17 protein-coding genes and 1 tRNA gene are annotated in these 18,095 nt (G+C 73.2%); 8 read left to right on the forward strand and 10 right to left on the reverse strand.

Going from position 1 to position 18,095, the window contains the following annotated elements; translation table 11 throughout:
• The first annotated feature begins 112 nt into the window (after positions 1-112).
• Positions 113-1,381 (forward strand): metallophosphoesterase, encoded by a 1,269-nt coding sequence (locus D4B81_RS04215; protein ID WP_122261235.1) that lies wholly within the window; start codon positions 113-115, stop codon positions 1,379-1,381.
• Complete coding sequence (locus D4B81_RS04220; RefSeq protein ID WP_122261236.1) at positions 1,378-4,068, forward strand: AAA family ATPase; 2,691 nt, start codon at positions 1,378-1,380, stop codon at positions 4,066-4,068. The genes D4B81_RS04215 and D4B81_RS04220 overlap by 4 nt, the downstream gene beginning before the upstream one ends.
• Before the next feature lie 29 nt (positions 4,069-4,097).
• Here the strand turns inward: D4B81_RS04220 and D4B81_RS04225 are convergent, their stop codons facing one another.
• Both D4B81_RS04225 and D4B81_RS04230 read right to left on the reverse strand, forming a co-directional pair.
• Positions 4,098-6,200: a heavy metal translocating P-type ATPase gene (locus tag D4B81_RS04225; protein ID WP_122261237.1), complete on the reverse strand. Its 2,103-nt coding sequence runs from the start codon at positions 6,198-6,200 to the stop codon at positions 4,098-4,100.
• A 21-nt stretch (positions 6,201-6,221) separates the two neighbouring features.
• Positions 6,222-6,710, reverse strand: a complete 489-nt coding sequence (locus tag D4B81_RS04230; RefSeq protein ID WP_122261238.1) for an OsmC family protein — start codon at positions 6,708-6,710, stop codon at positions 6,222-6,224.
• Between the two features lie 68 nt (positions 6,711-6,778).
• Between D4B81_RS04230 and D4B81_RS04235 the strand changes: the two genes are divergently transcribed.
• Entirely contained in the window at positions 6,779-7,246 is a 468-nt protein-coding gene (locus D4B81_RS04235; RefSeq protein WP_122261239.1) for an SRPBCC family protein, read from the forward strand.
• A 96-nt stretch (positions 7,247-7,342) separates the two neighbouring features.
• Positions 7,343-7,415, forward strand: a tRNA-Arg gene (locus D4B81_RS04240).
• Here the strand turns inward: D4B81_RS04240 and D4B81_RS19295 are convergent.
• From D4B81_RS19295 to D4B81_RS19115, 4 genes are all read right to left on the reverse strand, one after another.
• Complete coding sequence (locus tag D4B81_RS19295; protein ID WP_122261425.1) at positions 7,377-8,264, reverse strand: tyrosine-type recombinase/integrase; 888 nt, start codon at positions 8,262-8,264, stop codon at positions 7,377-7,379. The genes D4B81_RS04240 and D4B81_RS19295 overlap by 39 nt on opposite strands.
• A gap of 240 nt (positions 8,265-8,504) precedes the next feature.
• Positions 8,505-8,981: a hypothetical protein gene (locus D4B81_RS04250; protein ID WP_122261240.1), complete on the reverse strand. Its 477-nt coding sequence runs from the start codon at positions 8,979-8,981 to the stop codon at positions 8,505-8,507.
• 335 nt (positions 8,982-9,316) lie between these two features.
• Entirely contained in the window at positions 9,317-9,844 is a 528-nt protein-coding gene (locus D4B81_RS04260; protein WP_122261241.1) for a DinB family protein, read from the reverse strand.
• A complete protein-coding gene (locus D4B81_RS19115; RefSeq protein WP_272914055.1) occupies positions 9,841-9,963 on the reverse strand; it encodes a hypothetical protein in 123 nt (40 codons plus the stop codon). The genes D4B81_RS04260 and D4B81_RS19115 overlap by 4 nt, the downstream gene beginning before the upstream one ends.
• A 109-nt stretch (positions 9,964-10,072) precedes the next feature.
• Here D4B81_RS19115 and D4B81_RS04265 point away from each other — a divergent pair, with 109 nt between their 5' ends.
• Positions 10,073-10,294: a hypothetical protein gene (locus D4B81_RS04265; protein ID WP_122261426.1), complete on the forward strand. Its 222-nt coding sequence runs from the start codon at positions 10,073-10,075 to the stop codon at positions 10,292-10,294.
• 31 nt (positions 10,295-10,325) lie between these two features.
• Here D4B81_RS04265 and D4B81_RS04270 read toward each other — a convergent pair whose 3' ends face one another.
• From D4B81_RS04270 to D4B81_RS19210, 4 genes are read right to left on the reverse strand one after another with little or no spacing between them, the layout of a single operon-like run.
• Positions 10,326-10,979: an alpha/beta hydrolase gene (locus D4B81_RS04270; protein ID WP_122261242.1), complete on the reverse strand. Its 654-nt coding sequence runs from the start codon at positions 10,977-10,979 to the stop codon at positions 10,326-10,328.
• A complete protein-coding gene (locus D4B81_RS04275; RefSeq protein ID WP_097187338.1) occupies positions 10,966-11,931 on the reverse strand; it encodes a VOC family protein in 966 nt (321 codons plus the stop codon). The genes D4B81_RS04270 and D4B81_RS04275 overlap by 14 nt, the downstream gene beginning before the upstream one ends.
• Complete coding sequence (locus tag D4B81_RS04280) at positions 11,931-12,518, reverse strand: dehydroquinate synthase/iron-containing alcohol dehydrogenase family protein (RefSeq protein ID WP_337189859.1); 588 nt, start codon at positions 12,516-12,518, stop codon at positions 11,931-11,933. The genes D4B81_RS04275 and D4B81_RS04280 overlap by 1 nt, the downstream gene beginning before the upstream one ends.
• Positions 12,519-12,544: 26 nt before the next feature.
• Entirely contained in the window at positions 12,545-12,793 is a 249-nt protein-coding gene (locus D4B81_RS19210) for a hypothetical protein (protein ID WP_337189860.1), read from the reverse strand.
• 142 nt (positions 12,794-12,935) lie between these two features.
• On the opposite strand from D4B81_RS19210, the gene D4B81_RS04285 reads away from it, so the two are divergent.
• From D4B81_RS04285 to D4B81_RS04295, 3 genes are read left to right on the forward strand one after another with little or no spacing between them, the layout of a single operon-like run.
• Positions 12,936-14,213 carry an MFS transporter gene (locus tag D4B81_RS04285; protein ID WP_237565810.1) on the forward strand — a complete coding sequence of 426 codons (1,278 nt, stop codon included), beginning with the start codon at positions 12,936-12,938 and terminating at the stop codon, positions 14,211-14,213.
• Complete coding sequence (locus D4B81_RS19120; protein WP_122261243.1) at positions 14,210-17,815, forward strand: hypothetical protein; 3,606 nt, start codon at positions 14,210-14,212, stop codon at positions 17,813-17,815. Before D4B81_RS04285 ends, D4B81_RS19120 begins: the two co-directional genes overlap by 4 nt.
• Complete coding sequence (locus tag D4B81_RS04295; protein ID WP_122261244.1) at positions 17,812-18,066, forward strand: hypothetical protein; 255 nt, start codon at positions 17,812-17,814, stop codon at positions 18,064-18,066. The genes D4B81_RS19120 and D4B81_RS04295 overlap by 4 nt, the downstream gene beginning before the upstream one ends.
• The last annotated feature ends 29 nt before the right edge of the window (positions 18,067-18,095 follow it).

Here is an 18,095-nt window from a genome sequence, read left to right on the forward strand (position 1 = left end):
TGCCGCCGTGTGACCGACACGGCTGCGCGACGTCCCTGGTCTGTCGGTGCACTCTCCTACGGTGGTGCGTGAGAACGCGGGAGGTTCCCGACGAGGCGGAAGGAGGGGAGCGATGGTGCGGTTCCTGCACACGGCGGACTGGCAGATCGGGATGACGCGGCGCTACCTCACGGCCGAGGCCCAGGCACGGTTCTCCGCCGCCCGGGTCGACGTCGTGCACCGCATCGGTCGGCTCGCGCGCCAGCAGGACTGCGCGTTCGTGCTCGTGTGCGGCGACGTCTTCGAGCACGACCAGCTCACCCCGCAGACCGTGCGTCGCACGCTCGAGGCGCTGAGGACAGTCGAGGTCCCCGTCTACCTGCTCCCCGGCAACCACGACCACCTGGGCCCCATGTCCGTGTGGTCGACCCCGCTGATGGCCGAGGAGCTGCCCGACCACGTCCACGTGCTCGACCGGCCCGGGGTCCATGCGGTCGCGCCGGGGGTCGAGCTGGTGGCTGTGCCCTGGCACGGGAAGCACCCGCAGTCCGACCTCGTGGCTCCCGTCCTCGCCGACATCGACGTCCCCCCGGCGGGCACGGTGCGGGTCCTGGCCGCCCACGGCCCGACCGACCTCCTCGACGCCGACGGGCGCCACCGCGCTGCCATCCCCGTCGCACCCCTGCGCGAGGCGCTCTCGGCGGGGCGCCTGCACTACGTGGCGCTGGGCGACCGCCACTCGCGCACCGAGGTGGGTGACCCCGCCATCTGGTACGCGGGGGCGCCGGAGCCGACGGCGTGGCGCGAGGAACGACCGGGTGACGTGCTCGTCGTCGAGGTCGACACGTCTCCGGAGGCGGAGGCGCGCACCCAGGTGCGGGTCACTCCGCACCGCGTCGCGACGTGGTCGTTCCTGGCCCTCGACCGCCGTGTGGACTCCGAGTCCGACCTCGACGCTCTCGACTCCGAGCTGGGCGCGCTGCCCGACAAGGACCGGACCGTGGTGCGGCTGGGCCTGCGCGGCACCCTCGGCCTGGCCCAGCACGCGCGTCTGGAGGAGCTGCTCGGTCGGCACGAGGACCTCCTCGGCGCGCTCGACCGGCCGACGCGGCACAACGACGTCGTCCTCGCCGGCGACGACGACATCGTCGACCTGGGCCTGGGCGGGTTCCTCGCCACCGCGGTCGAGGACATCCGCGCGATGGCGGGTGGCGTGCCCGGCGACAGGTCCGCCCCCGCGGCGGGGACCACGGAGGAGGTCGAGCTCGAGGGGCGGCCCGGGGGCCCGGACGGGGCCGCCGTGCGTGGCGTCGCGTTCACCCCGGGTGAACCCGACGACGCGGTGAGCGCGCAGGACGCGCTCACCCTGCTGTACCGGCTGGCCAGGGGCGGGTCGCGGTGAGGCTGCACCGGCTGACCCTGCGCAACGTCAAGGGGGTCCGTGCACGGACCGTGGAGCTGCCCGATTCCGGGGTCGTCGTCCTGGAGGGTCCCAACGAGATCGGCAAGACGACCCTGCTCGAGGCCTTCGACGCGCTGCTGGCCTACAAGTCCAGCTCCCGCGCCGCCGACGTCCGGGCCCTGCAGCCCGTCGACCGCGACGAGGCGCCGGAGGTGGAGGCGGAGTTCACGGTGGGCGGCACCCGGGTGCGCTACGCCAAGCGATGGTTGCGCCAGCCGTCCACCACCCTGCACGTCCTCGGTGCTCGTCCGCAGCAGCTGACCGGCGACCGGGCGCAGCAGCACGTCGACGCGCTCCTGGACACCCACCTCGACCGCACCCTCTTCGACGCGCTCCGCTACGCCCAGGCGGGGGACGGCTCGGTGGCGCCCCTCGTGTCCAGCACGGTCCTGACCGCTGCCCTGGACGCCGCCGCGGGTGCGCGTCAGCACGCCGAGGGCTCCGAGGCCATCCTCGAGCGGGTGGATGCCGAGTACAGGCTCTACTTCACGGCAACGGGCCGACCGACGGGCGACTACCGCGCTGCCATGGCCAGGCAGACCCAGGCCCAGGACGACGTGGCCGAGGCCCATCGCCGGGTCGAGGAGGGCAGCGAGCTGCTGCTGCGGCAGAGGCGTGCACGCGGGTGGGTCGCCCGCCGGCAGGCGGAGCTCGACGAGGCCCGCCGTGAGCTCGCGCTGGCCGAGCGGGCGGCCGTGGCGGTCCGGGAGGTCACCGCCAGGCACGAGGCTGCGCTCGAGGCGCTGGCCCAGGCGCAGGAGCTGCGTGCCGGCGCGGTCCGCGCGCTGGCGCAGCGCGAGCGGCTCGTCAGTGACGAGAGGACCCTGACGTCCTCCCTCGAGGTCGCGCGGCGGTCGCGGTCGGCGGACACGGAGCAGGCCGACCAGCTGCGGGCCGCCCTGCTGGCCGCGGAGGAGGACGCCGCACGCGCGGCCAGGGCCGTCGAGGACGCCGAGGCCGTCGAGGAGCTCGCGCGCGCCGATGCCGGCCACCTGGCGGACGTCCGGCAGCTCGCCGAGAGCGAGTCCCTGCTGCGCCGGGCCGGCCAGCTCGTCGAGGAGGTCCGTCACGCCCGGCAGCAGCTGCCCGCACAGCCGGTCCCCCGTGACGTCGCGCGACGCGTCCGACGGCTCCAGGACCGCCACGACGTCCTGGTCACCCAGCACACGGCCACGACGCCGGCCCTCGCGGTGGAGTCCCTGGGCGCGGACGTGCACGTCCGCGTCGCCGACGGTTCCGACCCGGTGGTGGTGGTGGCCGGCACCGCAGGGCGCATCGGCGTCAGTCACGACACCACGGTGGAGGTCCCCGGCGGGGTGCGGATCCGGGTGCTCCTGCCCGAGGAGGCCCTGGGGCGGGTCTCCCAGATCGAGACGCTGCGCGACCAGCTCCAGCGCGAGCTGGAGGAGCTGGGTGCGGGCAGCGTCGAGGAGGTCGACGCCCTCGCGGACGACACCGAGTCCGCGCACGGCGCGCTCCGGGACGCCGTGCGCGACGCCGAGGCCGTGCTCCGACCCTTCGGCTCGGCGCTGGCGGCGCAGGCCGCGAGCGGTGTGCTGCCGGCAGTCCTGCAGGAGAGGGTCGAACAGGTGCGTCGGCAGGTCCGCCAGCATGCCGACGCGCGCAGCGCCGAGGGTCCCCTGCCGACGGACGAGAGCGAGGCACGGGCCGTCGTCGAGTCTGCCGCCGTGGTGCTGAGGGCGGCCCGGGCGGAGCAGCGCAGGACCGGATCAGTGTTCGCGACGAGTCGGGAGGCGGTGACCGCGCTCACCCGACGGCTGGACCAGGCCGAGGGACGGATCGAGGCTGACTCGGCACGCCTGGGCACGCTGCAGGCCCAGCTCGCGGCGACGCGGGGCGAGGCGTCCGACGCGGAGCTCCGCGAGCGGCTGACCGCGCACGAGGAGCGGTCCCTCGCCGCGGGGGAGGCCGTGCGTGCCGCGGCGCTGGCGGTGGCGGCCGCGGACGTCGACGAGGTGCTCACCACCCTGAGCCGGTCGCGCGCCCGGGCGGAGGTGGCCGTCAGGACCAGGGAGACCGCGCTCGCCGAGCTCAACGCCCTCAACGGCCAGGTGGAGATGGCGGCGGGGGAGGGGCGGCAGGAGCTCTACGACCTGGCGGTCGCCGTTCTCGACGACGCCGAGCGCGAGCTGCAGGCCATCGACCGGCGCGCCCGTGCGGCGCGGCACCTCCGGACCACCCTCACCGAGCACCGGGAGGCGGCCCACCGGCTGTACGTCCAGCCGTACACCAGGGCGGTGGAGGAGCTCGGTCGCTCCGTCTACGGATCGACGTTCGGCGTGACGGTCGACGAGGACCTGAGCCTGTCCGCCCGCACCCTCGACGGCGTGACGGTGCCCTACGCCGAGCTGTCCGGCGGGGCCAAGGAGCAGCTGGGGATCCTGGCCAGGCTGGCGGTGGCCCGGCTCGTCGACCCTGAGCACGGCTGTCCGGTGGTCATCGACGACGCGCTCGGCTACTCCGACCCGCAGCGCCTTCGCAGGATGGGCGAGGTCCTCGGCTCCGCGGCGGGCCGGGCCGGTGAGGTGCAGGTCATCCTGCTCACCTGCACCCCCGAGCGGTATGCCGCGATCCCCGACCTGCGGACGGTGCGCCTCACGGCCTGACCGGACCTCGTCCCGGGGCGTGGGGTGGGTCAGGCCCGCGCGTCTGCCAGCACGCGCCGGGTGCTGGACCCAGGACGCAGGTCCAGCCGACGCAGCAGCTGGGCGTTCGCCGCCACCACGACCGTGGAGGCCGACATCAGGATGGCGCCGACGCTCATCGGGAGCACGAAGCCGACCGGGGCGAGGACGCCGGCCGCGAGCGGGACGGCGGCGAGGTTGTAGCCCGCGGCCCACCACAGGTTCTGCCTCATCTTCCGGTAGCTGGCGCGGGACAGCTCCACGACGGAGAGCACGGAGCGGGGGTCCGAGCTGGCCAGGATCACCCCGGCCGAGGCGATGGCCACGTCCGTGCCCGCGCCGATGGCGATGCCGACATCGGCCTGGGCCAGGGCTGGTGCGTCGTTCACGCCGTCCCCGACGAACGCGACCTTCAGGCCCTCCTCCTGGAGCTCCGCCACCTTGGCCGACTTGTCCTCCGGTCGCACCCCGGCGAAGACGCGGTCGATGGCCAGCTCGCCGGCGACGGACTCCGCGACCGCCTGCGCGTCACCGGTGATCATCACGACCTGGATCCCCAGCGAGTGCAGCGCCTCGACGGCCTCGCGCGACTCCGACCTGATCTCGTCGGCCACGCGCAGGGCGCCCACAGTCCTGCCGTCGACGAGGACGTGCAGGACGGTGGCCCCCTCCTCGTGCCACCGCCGGGACACGGGCAGCTCGTCGAGGCCGTGCTCCTCCAGCAGGTACGGACCGCCGACGCGCACCGTCCTGCCGGCCACCGAGGCCGTGACACCCACCGCTGGGGAGGAGGAGAAGTCTGAGGACGCGGGCACGGTCAGCTCCCTGGCGAGGGCAGCACCGACGACGGCCCGGGCGAGGGGGTGCTCGCTGTCCGCCTCTGCGGCCGCCGCGAGCGCCAGCACCTCGTCGACCTCGCGACCGTCGACGGGCCGGACGGCGGTGACGGTCGGCTCACCCCGGGTGAGGGTGCCGGTCTTGTCGAACAGCACCGCGTCAACCGTGCGCATGGTCTCCAGGGCGAGACGGTCCTTCACGAGGACGCCGCCGCGGGCGGCGCGCTCGGTCGCGATGGAGACGACGAGCGGGATCGCCAGCCCGAGGGCGTGCGGGCAGGCGATCACGAGCACGGTGACGGTGCGGACGACGGCCATGTCGGGCATACCGAGCACGGTCCACACGAGCGCCGTGACCGCTGCCGCCGAGAGGGCGAACCAGAAGAGCCACCCGGCCGCCCGGTCCGCGAGACGCTGGGCCCGCGAGGACGACGCCTGCGCCTGTGCCACCAGCCGCTGGATGCCTGCCAGCGTGGTCTCCTCCCCGGTGGCGGTCACCTCGACGCGCAGACCGGAGTCGGTCGCCACCGTGCCGGCCACGACGGTGTCCCCCACCTCCCTGCGGACCGCCTTCGACTCGCCCGTGACCATGGCCTCGTCCATGCTCGCGCCGCCCTCGACGATCCGGCCGTCGGCCGGGACCGCCCCGCCCGGCCGCACGAGCACGACGTCACCCGTCCGCAGCTGCGAGGGCGGCACCCGGACGGTCCCCCCGTCCTCGACCCGCTCCGCCTCGTCGGGGAGCAGGGCGGCGAGCGAGTCGAGCGCCGAGGTGGTCCGGGCGAGGGACCGCATCTCGATCCAGTGCCCGAGCAGCATGATCACGATGAGCAGGACCAGCTCCCACCAGAAGTCCAGCTCGTGCGGCAGGAGCCCCAGGCTGGCGCCGGCGGAGGCGAGGAACGCGACGCTGATCGCGAGGCCGATGAGCAGCATCATCCCCGGGCGACGCCCGCGCACCTCCGCCACCGCCCCGGTGAGGAACGGCCGGCCACCCCAGGCGAAGACGACGGTGCCCAGCACGGGGGAGATCCACCGGGTCCAGCCGGCGCCGGGCACCTCGTACCCGACCAGGTCGGCGAACATCGGGCTGAAGGCGACCACGGGGAGCGCCAGGACCAGCATGATCCAGAAGAGGCGTCTGAACTGCCCCACGTGGTCGCCGTGACCCTCGTGCCCGTGCTCGCCGTGGGCCTCGTGGTGCTGCCCGCGTGGTGACCCGTGTCCGTCGTGCGCTTCCGGCTCGGCCGTGTCCCGGTGGTGCTGGTGCTCGCTCATGGGTGCGACAACGGCATACCCCTAGGGGGTATTCCATGAGTTCCTTCCCTCGACGATGGTGACCGCCTCGTGCTCCACCGGGAAGGTGACCGACGAGGCGATGAAGCACGCCTCTCCCGCCTCCTGGTGGAGCTGCACCATCAGGTCCACGTGCGTCGGGTCGGCCACCGTGACCCGGGGGCGGAGCAGGACGCGGGTGAAGCGTCCGCCGATCCCCTCCTGCTCCATCCAGCCCAGCGGCTCGTCCTCGTAGGCCGTGACCACGACGCCGTGCGTCACGGCGACGTGCAGCAGTGACAGCAGGTGGCACTCGCTGAGGGCGGCGAGCAGCAGCACCTCCGGGTTCCAGCGCGTCGGGTCGCCGCGGAAGGCGCGGTCCGCCGACAGCTCGAGGTCCGGTCGGCCGTCGCTACGCGCCACGACGTCCCGCGAGTACGCGCGGTACCCGGAGGTCCCGCTCCCTCTGCTGCCCGTCCAGGTGAGGGAGAGCGCGTACTGGTGCGTCGTCATACCCCCACCCTGGCACTCACCCCGGTCCCGGGTCGCGCGTCCCGCCCGCGACGCCTACGGTCGAGAGCATGACCGAAGACAAGAGCATCACCGTCACCCGCACCATCGACGCGCCCTCAGCGGAGGTCTTCGACGTGCTGTCGCTGCCCGGCCGGCACGTCGAGCTCGACGGCTCCGGCTTCGTCCGCTCCGTCGACCACGGTGACCGGATCACCGCGACCGGCCAGGTGTTCACGATGAACATGACCGGCGACCACATGGGCGGGGACTACCAGACCGACAACCACGTCACGGGGTATGACGCGAACCGTCTCCTCGCGTGGCGCACCGCACCCGCCGGGACGGAGCCGCCCGGGTGGCAGTGGGTGTGGGAGCTGGAGGCGCAGGGACCCGACAGCACGGAGGTCCGGCTGACCTACGACTGGGCGCAGGTCACAGACAAGGCTCTGCTCGAGAAGATCAGCTTCCCGCTCGTGACCGAGGACCAGCTGGAGGACACTCTCAACAACCTGGCGGCAGCCGTCGTGCCGTCCTGAGGCACCCTTGAGCCCACGCTGGGCGCCGTCGACCGTGACGGTCGGCGGCGTCCCAGCGTGAGAGGATGTGCCACGCGCCCGGCCGGGACCGGGTTCGCCCTCGTAGCTCAGGGGATAGAGCACCGCTCTCCTAAAGCGGGTGTCGCAGGTTCGAATCCTGCCGGGGGCACGTTGTGTCTGTGCAGGTCAACCGGTTGCGGGCTTCGGAGACTGCCTCCCATATCGATCCCCTGCCCCATCTCGGGACGAGTTTGGGACACGCCCGGTTCACCCTTTCGATCGCTGCCCGTTCGGCGTCAGGACCCAACAGGTGCCCGTAGGTGTCGAGCGTCAGCTTGGTCGAGCTGTGGTCAAGACACGAGGCGATGATCCTGATGTCCACGCCGGCCGCGATCCACAGGCTCGCCGGGGTATGCCGGAGGTCGTGCGGGCGTCGACCGCCGGCCGTCGCGTTCCAGCGCACGTCGCGGCGCCAGTTCTGCGCATGCAGGTAACCAGCGTGCGGCGCCGGGACGAGCAGATCGTCCGGCTCACTGGAGACGGCTCGCCCCTCGACGGCCGGGAGAGCCAGCGACAGCAAGGGATCACGCGGCTCCGGCCGTTCTTGGTGGTGGACCTCTCGATGACCTTGCCCGTCCGACCTGACTGCGGCAGCGACCGGGGAAACCCGCCGGCCTGGGTAGGCACGCGCGTGACGTCCCGCACTGGCAGCCCCCGCAGCTTCCCGAAGCGCAGCCATGTCAATGCCAGGATCAGCGTGACGTCGGCCAGGTCGCCGGCGAGCTCTGGTTGCTCGTCCACCAGCGCGAGCAGCTCGTCCAGCGTGAAACGTCCCCGGTTCTCCGCAGGCCGACGCTCGACGCTGCGGGCGAGGGTCGCCGAACCAGCCAACGACGAGCAGAGCATCACCCGCATCACCCCTTCGAGGGTCCATCGCGTGAGGTATCCGGTCCCAGCCGATGACCCATCCGCAGCGGACGACGTCCCTCAGCTCACCGCTGCCGCGTGCTCGATACATCGCTGTACCGCCGAGAGTCGGACGCTCGACCGGACGCGCGTTGTGCACCCTACGGGCGACAACGAATGCACCGGATATTGCCGAGATCGCGCCCTCGGGCGCGCATAACCCGTGCACTGGTGTGCGCCCCGGTTCTCAGCCGCAGGCAAACGTCCGCAGGTACCGCTGTGATCGCGTAGCGTCCGACCATGAAGCTGTCCACTGGGATGCCCGCCCGCTTCGCCATACACGGGGGACGCGTCAACGAGCAGCGGGGTCCCGTGCTCCTAACGGCTGACGAGCGAGGGGAACTTGCGTTGTGAGGAGCCCGGTCAGCCACAGTGACAGCAGGGCGGCGCCCGCCGCGTGTGCCAGTGCTGTAAGGCTCACCACTGCCAGCATCAGGCGGATCCGATCGACGTTCATGAAGTAAGAGACCAGGCCTGCGTCCAAGAGCATCGCCACGAGCACAAGTACAGAGCCTGCTACGAGCAGCGATCTCGAAGGGACCGTGACAGGTGAGCGCCCGGAGACTTTGATCAACACGGCGAACGCGATCGTGACGGCTCCCACCGAGGCGAGGAGCCTGCCGACCATGGGCAACAACGCCAGCGCGATGTTGCCGAGGTAGTCGACCGGGACCGTGGGGGCGACTCGCGCCGGGGGTTGTCCCCACACCATCAACAGGCTGCCAAGAACCGCAAGCGCCAACCCAAGAACTGCGACCCTACGTGCCATGCAGAGACACTAGCTAGTTAGCGGCCCGAGGCGCCAGAGCGCTGAACCTCGATCCGCCGATTGGTGATGGGGCCGGGTCGTAACGCACGAATGCCCCTGTGACCTGGGACGATGGGACTTGCGACAGTTCCGATCGACCAAATAACAGGCGCCCGCGAGTCTGCCACAACATCTTCGCCGTTTTCGATGACCCGAACCTGATCGGTGCTGCGGGCCTGGTCCCGGTGATCTGCCTGGCCGAGAAGGCCGGGCTGGCTGACCTGGTCGCCGAGCACGTGACCGTGGCCGGCTCGGCCGGCGCCAACGCGGACCTCAAGATCGGATCGCTGGTCGCGCTAGATGCCGACCGTGCCGTCGATCGCCTCTCGGATCAGGTCGGCATGGCCCAGGTGACGGCCGTACTCCTGCACGAGGTGCAACATGACCCACCGCAACGAGCAGGGCTCTCCGTACGGCATCTCTTCGGCCAGGACACCAAGGCTCCGCGCCTCACCGACGATGCGTTCGGTGGCCCGTTGAGACTCCTCGAGCCAGCCGAGCAGCTCCTGCGGTGTTTCCCCGGCGGTGGTCCGAAGGCTCCACCCCTCCTTCCCCTCCTGTCGCTGACCTTCCCAGAGCGGTGAGTCGTCGCCGCCGGCGAACGTCACACTCACCCACGAGAACTCCACGACCGCCAGGTGCTTGAGCAGGCCCCCGAGCGAGAGCGCGCTCGGAGCGTGCTCGAAAGCAAGCTGCTCAGCGCCCAGCCCCGAGCATTTCCAGCGAAGCGTGTCCCGCTGGAACGCAAGCATCCCCAGCAGCATCTCCTTCTCATCAGCCACCAGAGGGGTCCGAGCGCGGTCCGTAGGATCGAAGATCGTCACCGGCCAACCGTAGGTGCTGCGGGCGTCGCGTTGACGACCTGGACGAGGCGAAGACAGGCGTCGTCCAGCTCGGCGCCATCAGCGCCGAGCACCAGCCGGGCACCGTTCTGGGTGTGCACCGAGCAGGGGCCCGGCGGTGTGCCCGTCGCGGTTCCCGGACCGACGGTCCCGCCGTCGGTCAGCAGCCGCCGACCGGCCCGCTCCGTCGAGGGCGCATACTTGGGGGTGATGACAAGCCGATCCGGAGCCCAGCGCCGCCACCTCGTCAGCAGTCCCTTCAAGCCGGCTGTCGAGCCGGAGATCGAGAACTTCGAGCTCAATGACAGGGTCTCGCACCAGTCCTACGGGCTCGGGCGTGTGGTGGGCAAGGAGAGCGCGGCGGTGACCGTCGACTTCGGCAGTTGCACGCGCCGCATCATCAGCCCGTTCCACAAGCTCGAGCGGCTGTAGCGCCGGCGGCGGTACCCCATCCCCCGTCGGATCAGGTGCCGCCGGACAGTCGCCGCAGGAACCCGCGGATCCTCTCGACGGCGTTGTCGTTGACGTGGTGCTCCTCGTCGTCGTAGACGTCCAGGGTGACGCGTGCCCCCAGGCCCGCCAGGGCGCGAGCTGTCGCCTCCACCCGGTGCATCGGGACCCAGGCGTCCGCCTGCGCCGTGGACATGAGCACCGGTACGTCCCGCAGCACCCCCTCCCGGTCGGGCCACGCGTGCTCGTCAGGACCGAGGTAGCCGCCGGTGTGGAGCACCGCCCCGGCGACCGGAGGCTGCTCGTCGAGCAGGTGCTCCGCGAGCAGGCACGCCCCCTGGGAGAAGCCGAGCACGACGACAGGCACGACACCGGCACCCTCCCGCACCTGTGCCAGGTGCTGGCGCACGGCCTCCCGTGCCTGGCCCAGCCGGGGCTCGTTCTGCGACATCGGCCGCAGGAACGGCTCCGGGTACCACGTGCCACCAGCTGCGGCAGGCAGCACCCAGGCGACGTCCGGCAGCGCGACCCTCTGGGCCAGGTCCTCCATGAACGAGACGGACTGACCCCTCCCGTGGACGGCATACACGACCACGCCCGCCTGCGGCGCCGGTGGCCCGAGGGTCACAGGCGCCGGCGTGAGGTGCGGGTTGTCAGCGTCCGTCATCGGTGGTGACCGGCTCGAGCCGCGCCAGGATGTTCTCCCGCTCGGACTCGAACTGCGGCGGGAGCATGAACGCCTGCCCCAGCTCCTCGGGAGACTCGTCGCAGTCCCAGCCACCGTCCGCGTGGGTGACGGCGAGCTCGAACAACGCCCCGCCGGGGGTCCGCACGTAGTGCGACTTGAAGTAGGTCCGGTCCTTCAGCTCGGAGATGTCGGTGTAGCCGGCGCCCTCGATGTCGAACTTGACCTGCTCCTGGTTCTCCAGGGTGTCCAGGTTCCACGCGAAGTGGTGGTAGGTGCCCTCCCCGAACTTCCAGGTGCCCTGGTCGTCGGTCCGGTTGCCGGTCAGCTCGATGAAGTTGCCGTGGTCCGCCTTGCCGACCTGGAGGCAGGCGACGTCGCCCTCCTCCTGCACCGACTCCTGGGCGAAGAACACCTCGTCGGTGAACTCGACCATGCGGTCCTGGTCGTAGACGTGCATCCCGATGCCGTGGATGCCGTGGATGGCGGCCTCCTCGGGAACGCCTCCCCGGGTGTGGCCGACACGGGGGTCGCCGTCGTTGCCGACGAGCACGTACTCGATGCCCGTCGGGTGACGGAACTCCACGCGCCCACGGCCGAAGCGTTCGCCGCGCGTCGCCTCGACGCCGTGGTCGGTCAGCCGCCCGACCCAGTAGTCGAGGGAGCCGGAGGGCACCGACAGGAGCACCTCGCGGGCCTGGTTGGTGCCCCGCTGCCCGACGATGCCCGCCTGACGCCACGGGAACGTGGTGATGACCGAGGAGGGGTCACCGGCAGCGTTGGAGTAGTAGAAGTGGTAGACCGGCGCGGACCCGTCGTAGAGCACGGTCTTCTTGATGAAGCGCAGACCCAGGATCCGGGTGTGGAAGTCGACGTCCTCCTGGGCGCCGCCGACGGACAGGGTGACGTGGTGGGATCCGATCAGGTAGGTCATCAGTCTCTCCGTTGAGTGGGTGACGGGTGTGCAGGTGATGGTGCGGGTGGGTCTCCCGCCCACGCGGCCCTCAGCAGGGCGGTCATCGACCGTCGGGTGAGCGGCACGGGGTTGGAGTCGGGGACCGCGGCCAGGCAGCGCGAGGCCGCCTCCGGGAGGTCGGCCTCCGCCAGCCCGTGGTCGCGCAGCGCCTCGGGGGCGTCGAGACGGTGGCGCAGGGCCTGCACGGCCGTCACCGCCGCCCTGGCCGGGTCGGTGGCGTCCGGGTTGCCGAGGGCTTCCGCGAGCCGGCGGGACAGCTCCGGCACGGCCGGGGCGTTGTGCGCCAGCACGTGGGGGAGGACGATCGCGTGGGTCTCGGCGTGCGGCAGCCCGAAGGAGCCGCCCAGCACGTGGCAGATCTTGTGGTGCATCCCGGACCCCGCCGAGGCGAACGCGACGGCCGCGAGGTAGGCGCCGTACAGGCATACCTCCCGGCCCTCCAGGTCGGCGGGCGCGGACACCACCATCGGAAGACCCTCCGAGAGGGCCCGGACCCCCTCGAGGGCGAGCGCCAGGTTGATCGGGTCGGCCCGCGGCGCCCACAACGAGTCGACGCAGTGGGCGAGGGCGTTCAGGCCGCTGGCGACGGAGAGGGCCCCCGCTCGGCGAGCTCGACCGGGACGTGCTGGAGGACCTCGGTCCAGCGCAGGGCCACCTGCTCCCCGAGGGCCTGCGCGGCCAGGTCCGCCCCGGGCCCGTCGGCCACCACCATCACCCGCTCACCGCCGAGCCGGGCGATCTCGGCCGTGAGGTGCGTGGCCGCGCCACCGCTGGCCAGGATCACCCTCTGACCGAGGGTGTCGTGGGTGAATCGCCTCATCGGGACGCCGCTGGCCGTGGGTCCATGGACGAACACTACGGCCAGGCAGTTGATATTTCAACAACTTTTGTGGACGCTGCTCGGGGCGCTCCCGCCCTCATCCCCGGACGGCCGCGCCCCCTCGACCTGCGACACTCTCCCGGTGACCCAGACCGACCCGCTCTCCCTCCAGGCGGAGGCGGCCCAGCGCCGGACGATCCCCACGCTCATGGGGAGCCAGACGCTCGGCGGCATCGGGGTCGCGGCCGGCATCGCCGTGGGGGCGATCGTCGCCGCGGACGTGAGCGGCAGCGACGCCCTGTCCGGGCTCGCCACGACGACCCAGGTCCTCGGCGGGGCGCTCTTCACCGTCCCGGTCGCCGCGCTGATGGCGACGCGCGGTCGGCGCGTCGGCCTCGTGACGGCATACCTGATCGGGGCGGTGGGCGCCTTCCTGGCGATCACCGCGACCGCGACCGGGCAGTTCTGGCTGCTCCTCCTCGGCACCACCCTCTTCGGCGCGTCCACCACCGCCAACAGCCAGGCCCGCTACGCCGCGACCGACCTGGCCCCGCCGCAGCGGCGGGGGAGACAGCTGAGCTGGGTGGTCTGGGCCACCACGATCGGCTCCGTCCTCGGGCCCAACCTCATCGGGCCGGGCCGGCGCATCGCGGACGTCCTGGGCATCCCCGCCCTCGCCGGCGCCTGGGTGCTCTCGTTCGTCGGCTTCGGGCTCGCGGCCCTGCTCCTGCAGGTCCTGCTGCGGCCCGACCCGCTCCTCCTCTCGCGTCGCCTGCACGCGGGCGAGCCCGAGGAGCAGGCCGTCCCCGTCACCGCCCGGCGCGGCAGCGTCGCCCAGGGCCTGCGCCTGATCCGGGTCACCCCGGCCGCCCTGTGGGGCACCGTCGCCCTGACCGTCGGCCACGTCGTCATGGTGGCCGTCATGGTGATGACCCCCCTGCACATGCGTCACGGCCAGGCGGAGATCGAGCTCATCGGTCTCGTCATCAGCCTGCACATCCTCGGCATGTACGGCCTCTCGCCCGTCGTCGGCCAGCTCACAGACCGGCTCGGAGCGGCCCGAGTCGTGCTCGTCGGTGCGGGGATCCTCGTGCTGGCCTCCGTCCTGGCGGCCCTCTCCTCCAGCGGACACTCGACGACCCTCACCGTCGCGCTGGTCCTGCTCGGCCTCGGCTGGTCGTGCACGATGGTCGCCGGCTCCGGCACCATCGCGGGGTCGGTGCCGGTCGCCGAGCGCGCCGCGGTCCAGGGCGCCGCCGACCTGGTCATGGGCCTGTCCGCGGCGCTCGCCGGAGCGCTCGCCGGGGTCGTCATGGACCTGCTCGGGTATGCCGTGCTCGCCGGCCTGGCAGGGGCCGCCGCGCTCGCCCTCGCCGCCTTCACGGTGTCGCGGACCTCTGTGGTTAGCCTGAAGGGGTGACCCCCACCCGTCGACCCCACGCACCCGACCCTGCCCGGGTCGCGGCGGTCCAGCGCGCCCGCACGCGGTGGCGCCAGGAGGTCGCGGACCTCGGCGGGCCGAACACGCTGCTGTGGCACCGCACGTCGCTGACCGGCACCTTCGACCTCAACCTCGCTCACCCCGGCGGGGTGGCCAAGCTGCTGTCCGGGCGCGCGACGCTGCTCTCCGAGCTGGTCCGCGAGCACGTGGCGTTCCTCGACGCCGCGCGACGCATGGGCACCATCCGCGACAAGGTCGGCGAGATGCGGCGCGAGCACGGGATCGAGACCGGGTTCCTCGCCATCGGGCTGGCGACGTGGACCCTCCACCGCGTCCCCGTCCCGCCCCGCGCGCCGGTCCTGCTCCGGGCCTGCGAGATCCGGCCCGTCGACGCGGCGCACAGCGACTACTCCGTCGAGCTGCACGAGGACGTGGTGTTCAACCCGGTCCTCGAGCACTACCTGCGCAGCGAGGTGCACCTGGAGCTCGACCCGACCGTGCTCGCCGGGCTGTCCGCGCAGAGCCATGGGTTCGACCCGCGCCAGACCTACCAGGCCCTCGAGGGCATCTGCCAGGAGATGACCGGCTTCGCCATCGGTCCGCAGATGGTCATCGGCACCTTCCCGCCCGCCAAGCTGCCCCTCGTCACCGCCTACACCGGCGACGCGGTGCCGCAGGCCTCCCACGACGTCGTCGCGGCGCTCGCCGGTGCTGACGTGTCCCTCACCTCCGCCGGACCCGACCCTCAGCGCGCCGACGACCCGGAGCGGGAGCTGTCGGCGCTCGACGCGGACGCCTCCCAGCGGCTGGTCGTCGACGAGGCCGTCTCCGGGTCGAGCATCGTCCTGGACACCCCTGCGGGGACGGGCGCGACGCAGACGGTCGCCAACATCGTGGTCGCCGCGCTGTCGGAGGGCCGCACGGTGCTGGTCTGCTCGGAGGAGCGCCCCGCGCTCGAGGGCCTGCGGCGCCGACTTGCCCACGTCGGGCTGGGTGACGTGTGCCTGCCCCTGGCGGAGGACCCGGCGTCGATGCGGGCGGCCCTCGAGTCCGTCCGGATGGCCCTGGACCACCTGCCCGAGGAGAGCGAGCCGCAGATCGGCCCCGACCCCCTGCCGGCCCGGTCCGACGCGCTCTCGGTCCTGCACCGCGAGCACGACGTCCTCCACCGTCCCCACGCGCCGTGGGGCCTGTCCCTGGCGGAGGTCGAGGACGACCTGGCCACGCTCGCCGCCCTGGCCCACCCGCCCGCGTCCCGGGTCCGGCTGCCGCACGAGGTGCTCCGCCGGATCGGGGACGAGGAGCTGTCGTCGGCGACCGACGCCCTCATCGAGGCCGCCGGCGCGGGAGCGTGGGCGAAGGGGCAGCCGCGGCGCGACGACCCGTGGTACGGCGCCCGGCTGACGTCCCAGGACGAGGCACGGCGGGCCCAGGAGATCGTGGCGCGGCTGGTCAGCGGCGCCCTCTCGACGGCGCGGGAGCTCGCCGACGCCGTCTGCGGGGCAGCGGGCCTGCCCGTCCCGGCCAACGTCCGCCAGTGGGGTGAGCGACTCGACCTCGTCGCCCGTGCGAGCGAGACCCTCGACGTCTTCTCACCCGGCATCTACGACGCGCCGCTGGGCGACCTCGTGGCGGCCACGGCCGCGCGCGACGAGGTGAGCGAGCGCCCCGGGGCCGTGGCCCGGGCGCGACTGCGCCGGCAGGTGCGTTCCCTGCTGCGTCCCGGCACGCCTCCTCCCGACCTGCCGCGCCGGGTGCGGCTCGCGCGCCACGAACGGCAGGAGTGGGAGCAGGTCGCCGGGCCAGCCGCCCGACCGGTGGCCCCCGAGGGGTGGGAGGAGGCGCTCGAGGCCCACGCACCCGTCGGGGAGGACCTCACCTGGCTCGAGCGGGTCCTGGCCGGCACCCCGGCCGGCACCGACCTGTCGAGCGTGCACCTGGACACGGTCCTCGAGCGGTTGGTGGTGCTGGACGCGCGGGCCGACCGCGCCCCCGTGGCGGCCACGGCATACCCGCTCCTGCAGCCGTTGCGTGAGCAGGGGCTGGGTGACGTGGTCGACGACCTGGCCCGGCGTGGGATCGACGCCGAGCGGGTGGCGGCGGAGGTGCGCTTCGTCCACCGCTCCTCCGTGCTGCACCACCTGCGCTCGGACGAGGTGCCGCAGCAGGTGCCGGCGGAGGCGGTGCGGGAGGCGGAGCGGGCCTTCCGACGGGCCGACCGTGCGCACCTGGACCGCAACGCCTCCCGCGCGCGCCTCGCCGTGCTGCGCCGGCTGCGGCGCACGCTGGCCAGCCACGGGTCCCAGTCCACCGCGTGGGAGCGCGCCCTCGAGGCGACCCGTGTGGGTGCCGTCGACGTCCGTGACGTCATCAGCCGGGCCCCCGACGTCGTGCTCGCCGCCCAGCCCGTGGTGCTCGTCTCGCAGCTGTCCGTGCCCTCGGTGCTGCCCCCCGACATGACCTTCGACCTCGTGGTCGTCGACCGTGCGGGGCGCACGACCACCGCGCGCACGGTGCCGGCGCTGGCCCGCGGGCGGCAGGTGATCGTCGTCGGCGACAGCGGCGGGCAGGGGCCGGCGCAGTTCTCCGTGGTGGCCGACCCACGGGTCGAGGGCGAGCTGGAGGGGACCCGGCACGAGGGGACCTCGTTCCTGGACGACGTGTCCGGCGTGCTCCCCGTGCGCCACCTGCACACCCACTACCGGGCCCTCGACCAGGGGCTGGTCGCCCCCCTCGCGTCCCTGATGCCGGAGCCCGTGCACAGCTTCCCGGGGGTATGGCGCTCGGCCGCCGTCCGCGAGCACGTCACCGGAGGCCCGGTGGAGGGGCAGGTGGCGCGAGCGGTCGAGCTGGCGCTGGAGCACGCACGCAGGAGCCCGGGGGAGAGCCTGCTGCTCGTCGCCCCGGACGACGCGACGGCGGAGGACCTCGTCGTCGCCGTGCGCGCCGCGGCCGGGCGCGTCGACGGTCCGGCCGACCAGGCGCTGCAGGCCGTGCTCCGGGACGAGGGCACCGAGCCGCTGCTCGTCCGTCCGGTGGGGCGGGTCGCCGGTGAGGTCCGCGACCGGGTCGTGTGGCTCGCCGGGGCCGAGGCGGGCCGGGACGCCCGGGCCGCCGGCTCGGTGTTGGCGGCCGCCCGCGCCTCCGTGGACCTCGTGGTCCCGGCGGGGGTGGACGACTGGCCCGACGGTCCCGGGACCGACGTGGTCCGGCAGGCGGTGCACTTCCCCGCGCGGCCGGGGCGGGGGAGTCGCTCCGCGGTGCTCGCGGAGCTGGTCCGCCGGCTGCGGTCCGAGGGGCTCGAGGTGCAGGAGGGGCTGGGTCACGGCCCGCACGCCGTGGACGTGGCCGTCGCCGAGGAGGGGGACCGCCGGTGGTCGGTGGCCGTCGACGGGGACATGCACCGGGGCACGGTCGAGGCGGGGCCGGGTCGCGACGGACTCCGGATCCGGCACGAGCAGCTGACCCGGCTCGGGTGGACGCCGCTGCGGGTGCGCAGCACGGACGTCTTCACCGACCCGGCGCGCGAGGTGGTCAGGGTGCTGCAGGCCGTGCGCGAGGCGGGGCAGCGGACCCGGTGAACCCGGTGCACGAGGCAGGACGGGAGCGGCCCGGGGGTGACGACCGTCCCCCGCGCCCTCGCCGCCATCGTCGGGTCACCGCCCCGGCGACCAACGCCGACGCCGACCCGACGGACGACGCCATGGGGCAGGAGGGCTCCGGGGCGGCTTCGTCGGACCCCGACGGGGGCGCCGGGCGCGCCGGGCTCGACGGCACCGGGGACGGCCGGGACGCGTGGATCCGGGAGCAGCGACCTCCGCACTGGGACTGACGCGGCCGACGGGGGCTGCCGGGACCGCG

This window comes from Ornithinimicrobium cerasi, from assembly GCF_003702705.1.
Taxonomy (GTDB): Bacteria; Actinomycetota; Actinomycetes; order Actinomycetales; family Dermatophilaceae; genus Ornithinicoccus; species Ornithinicoccus cerasi.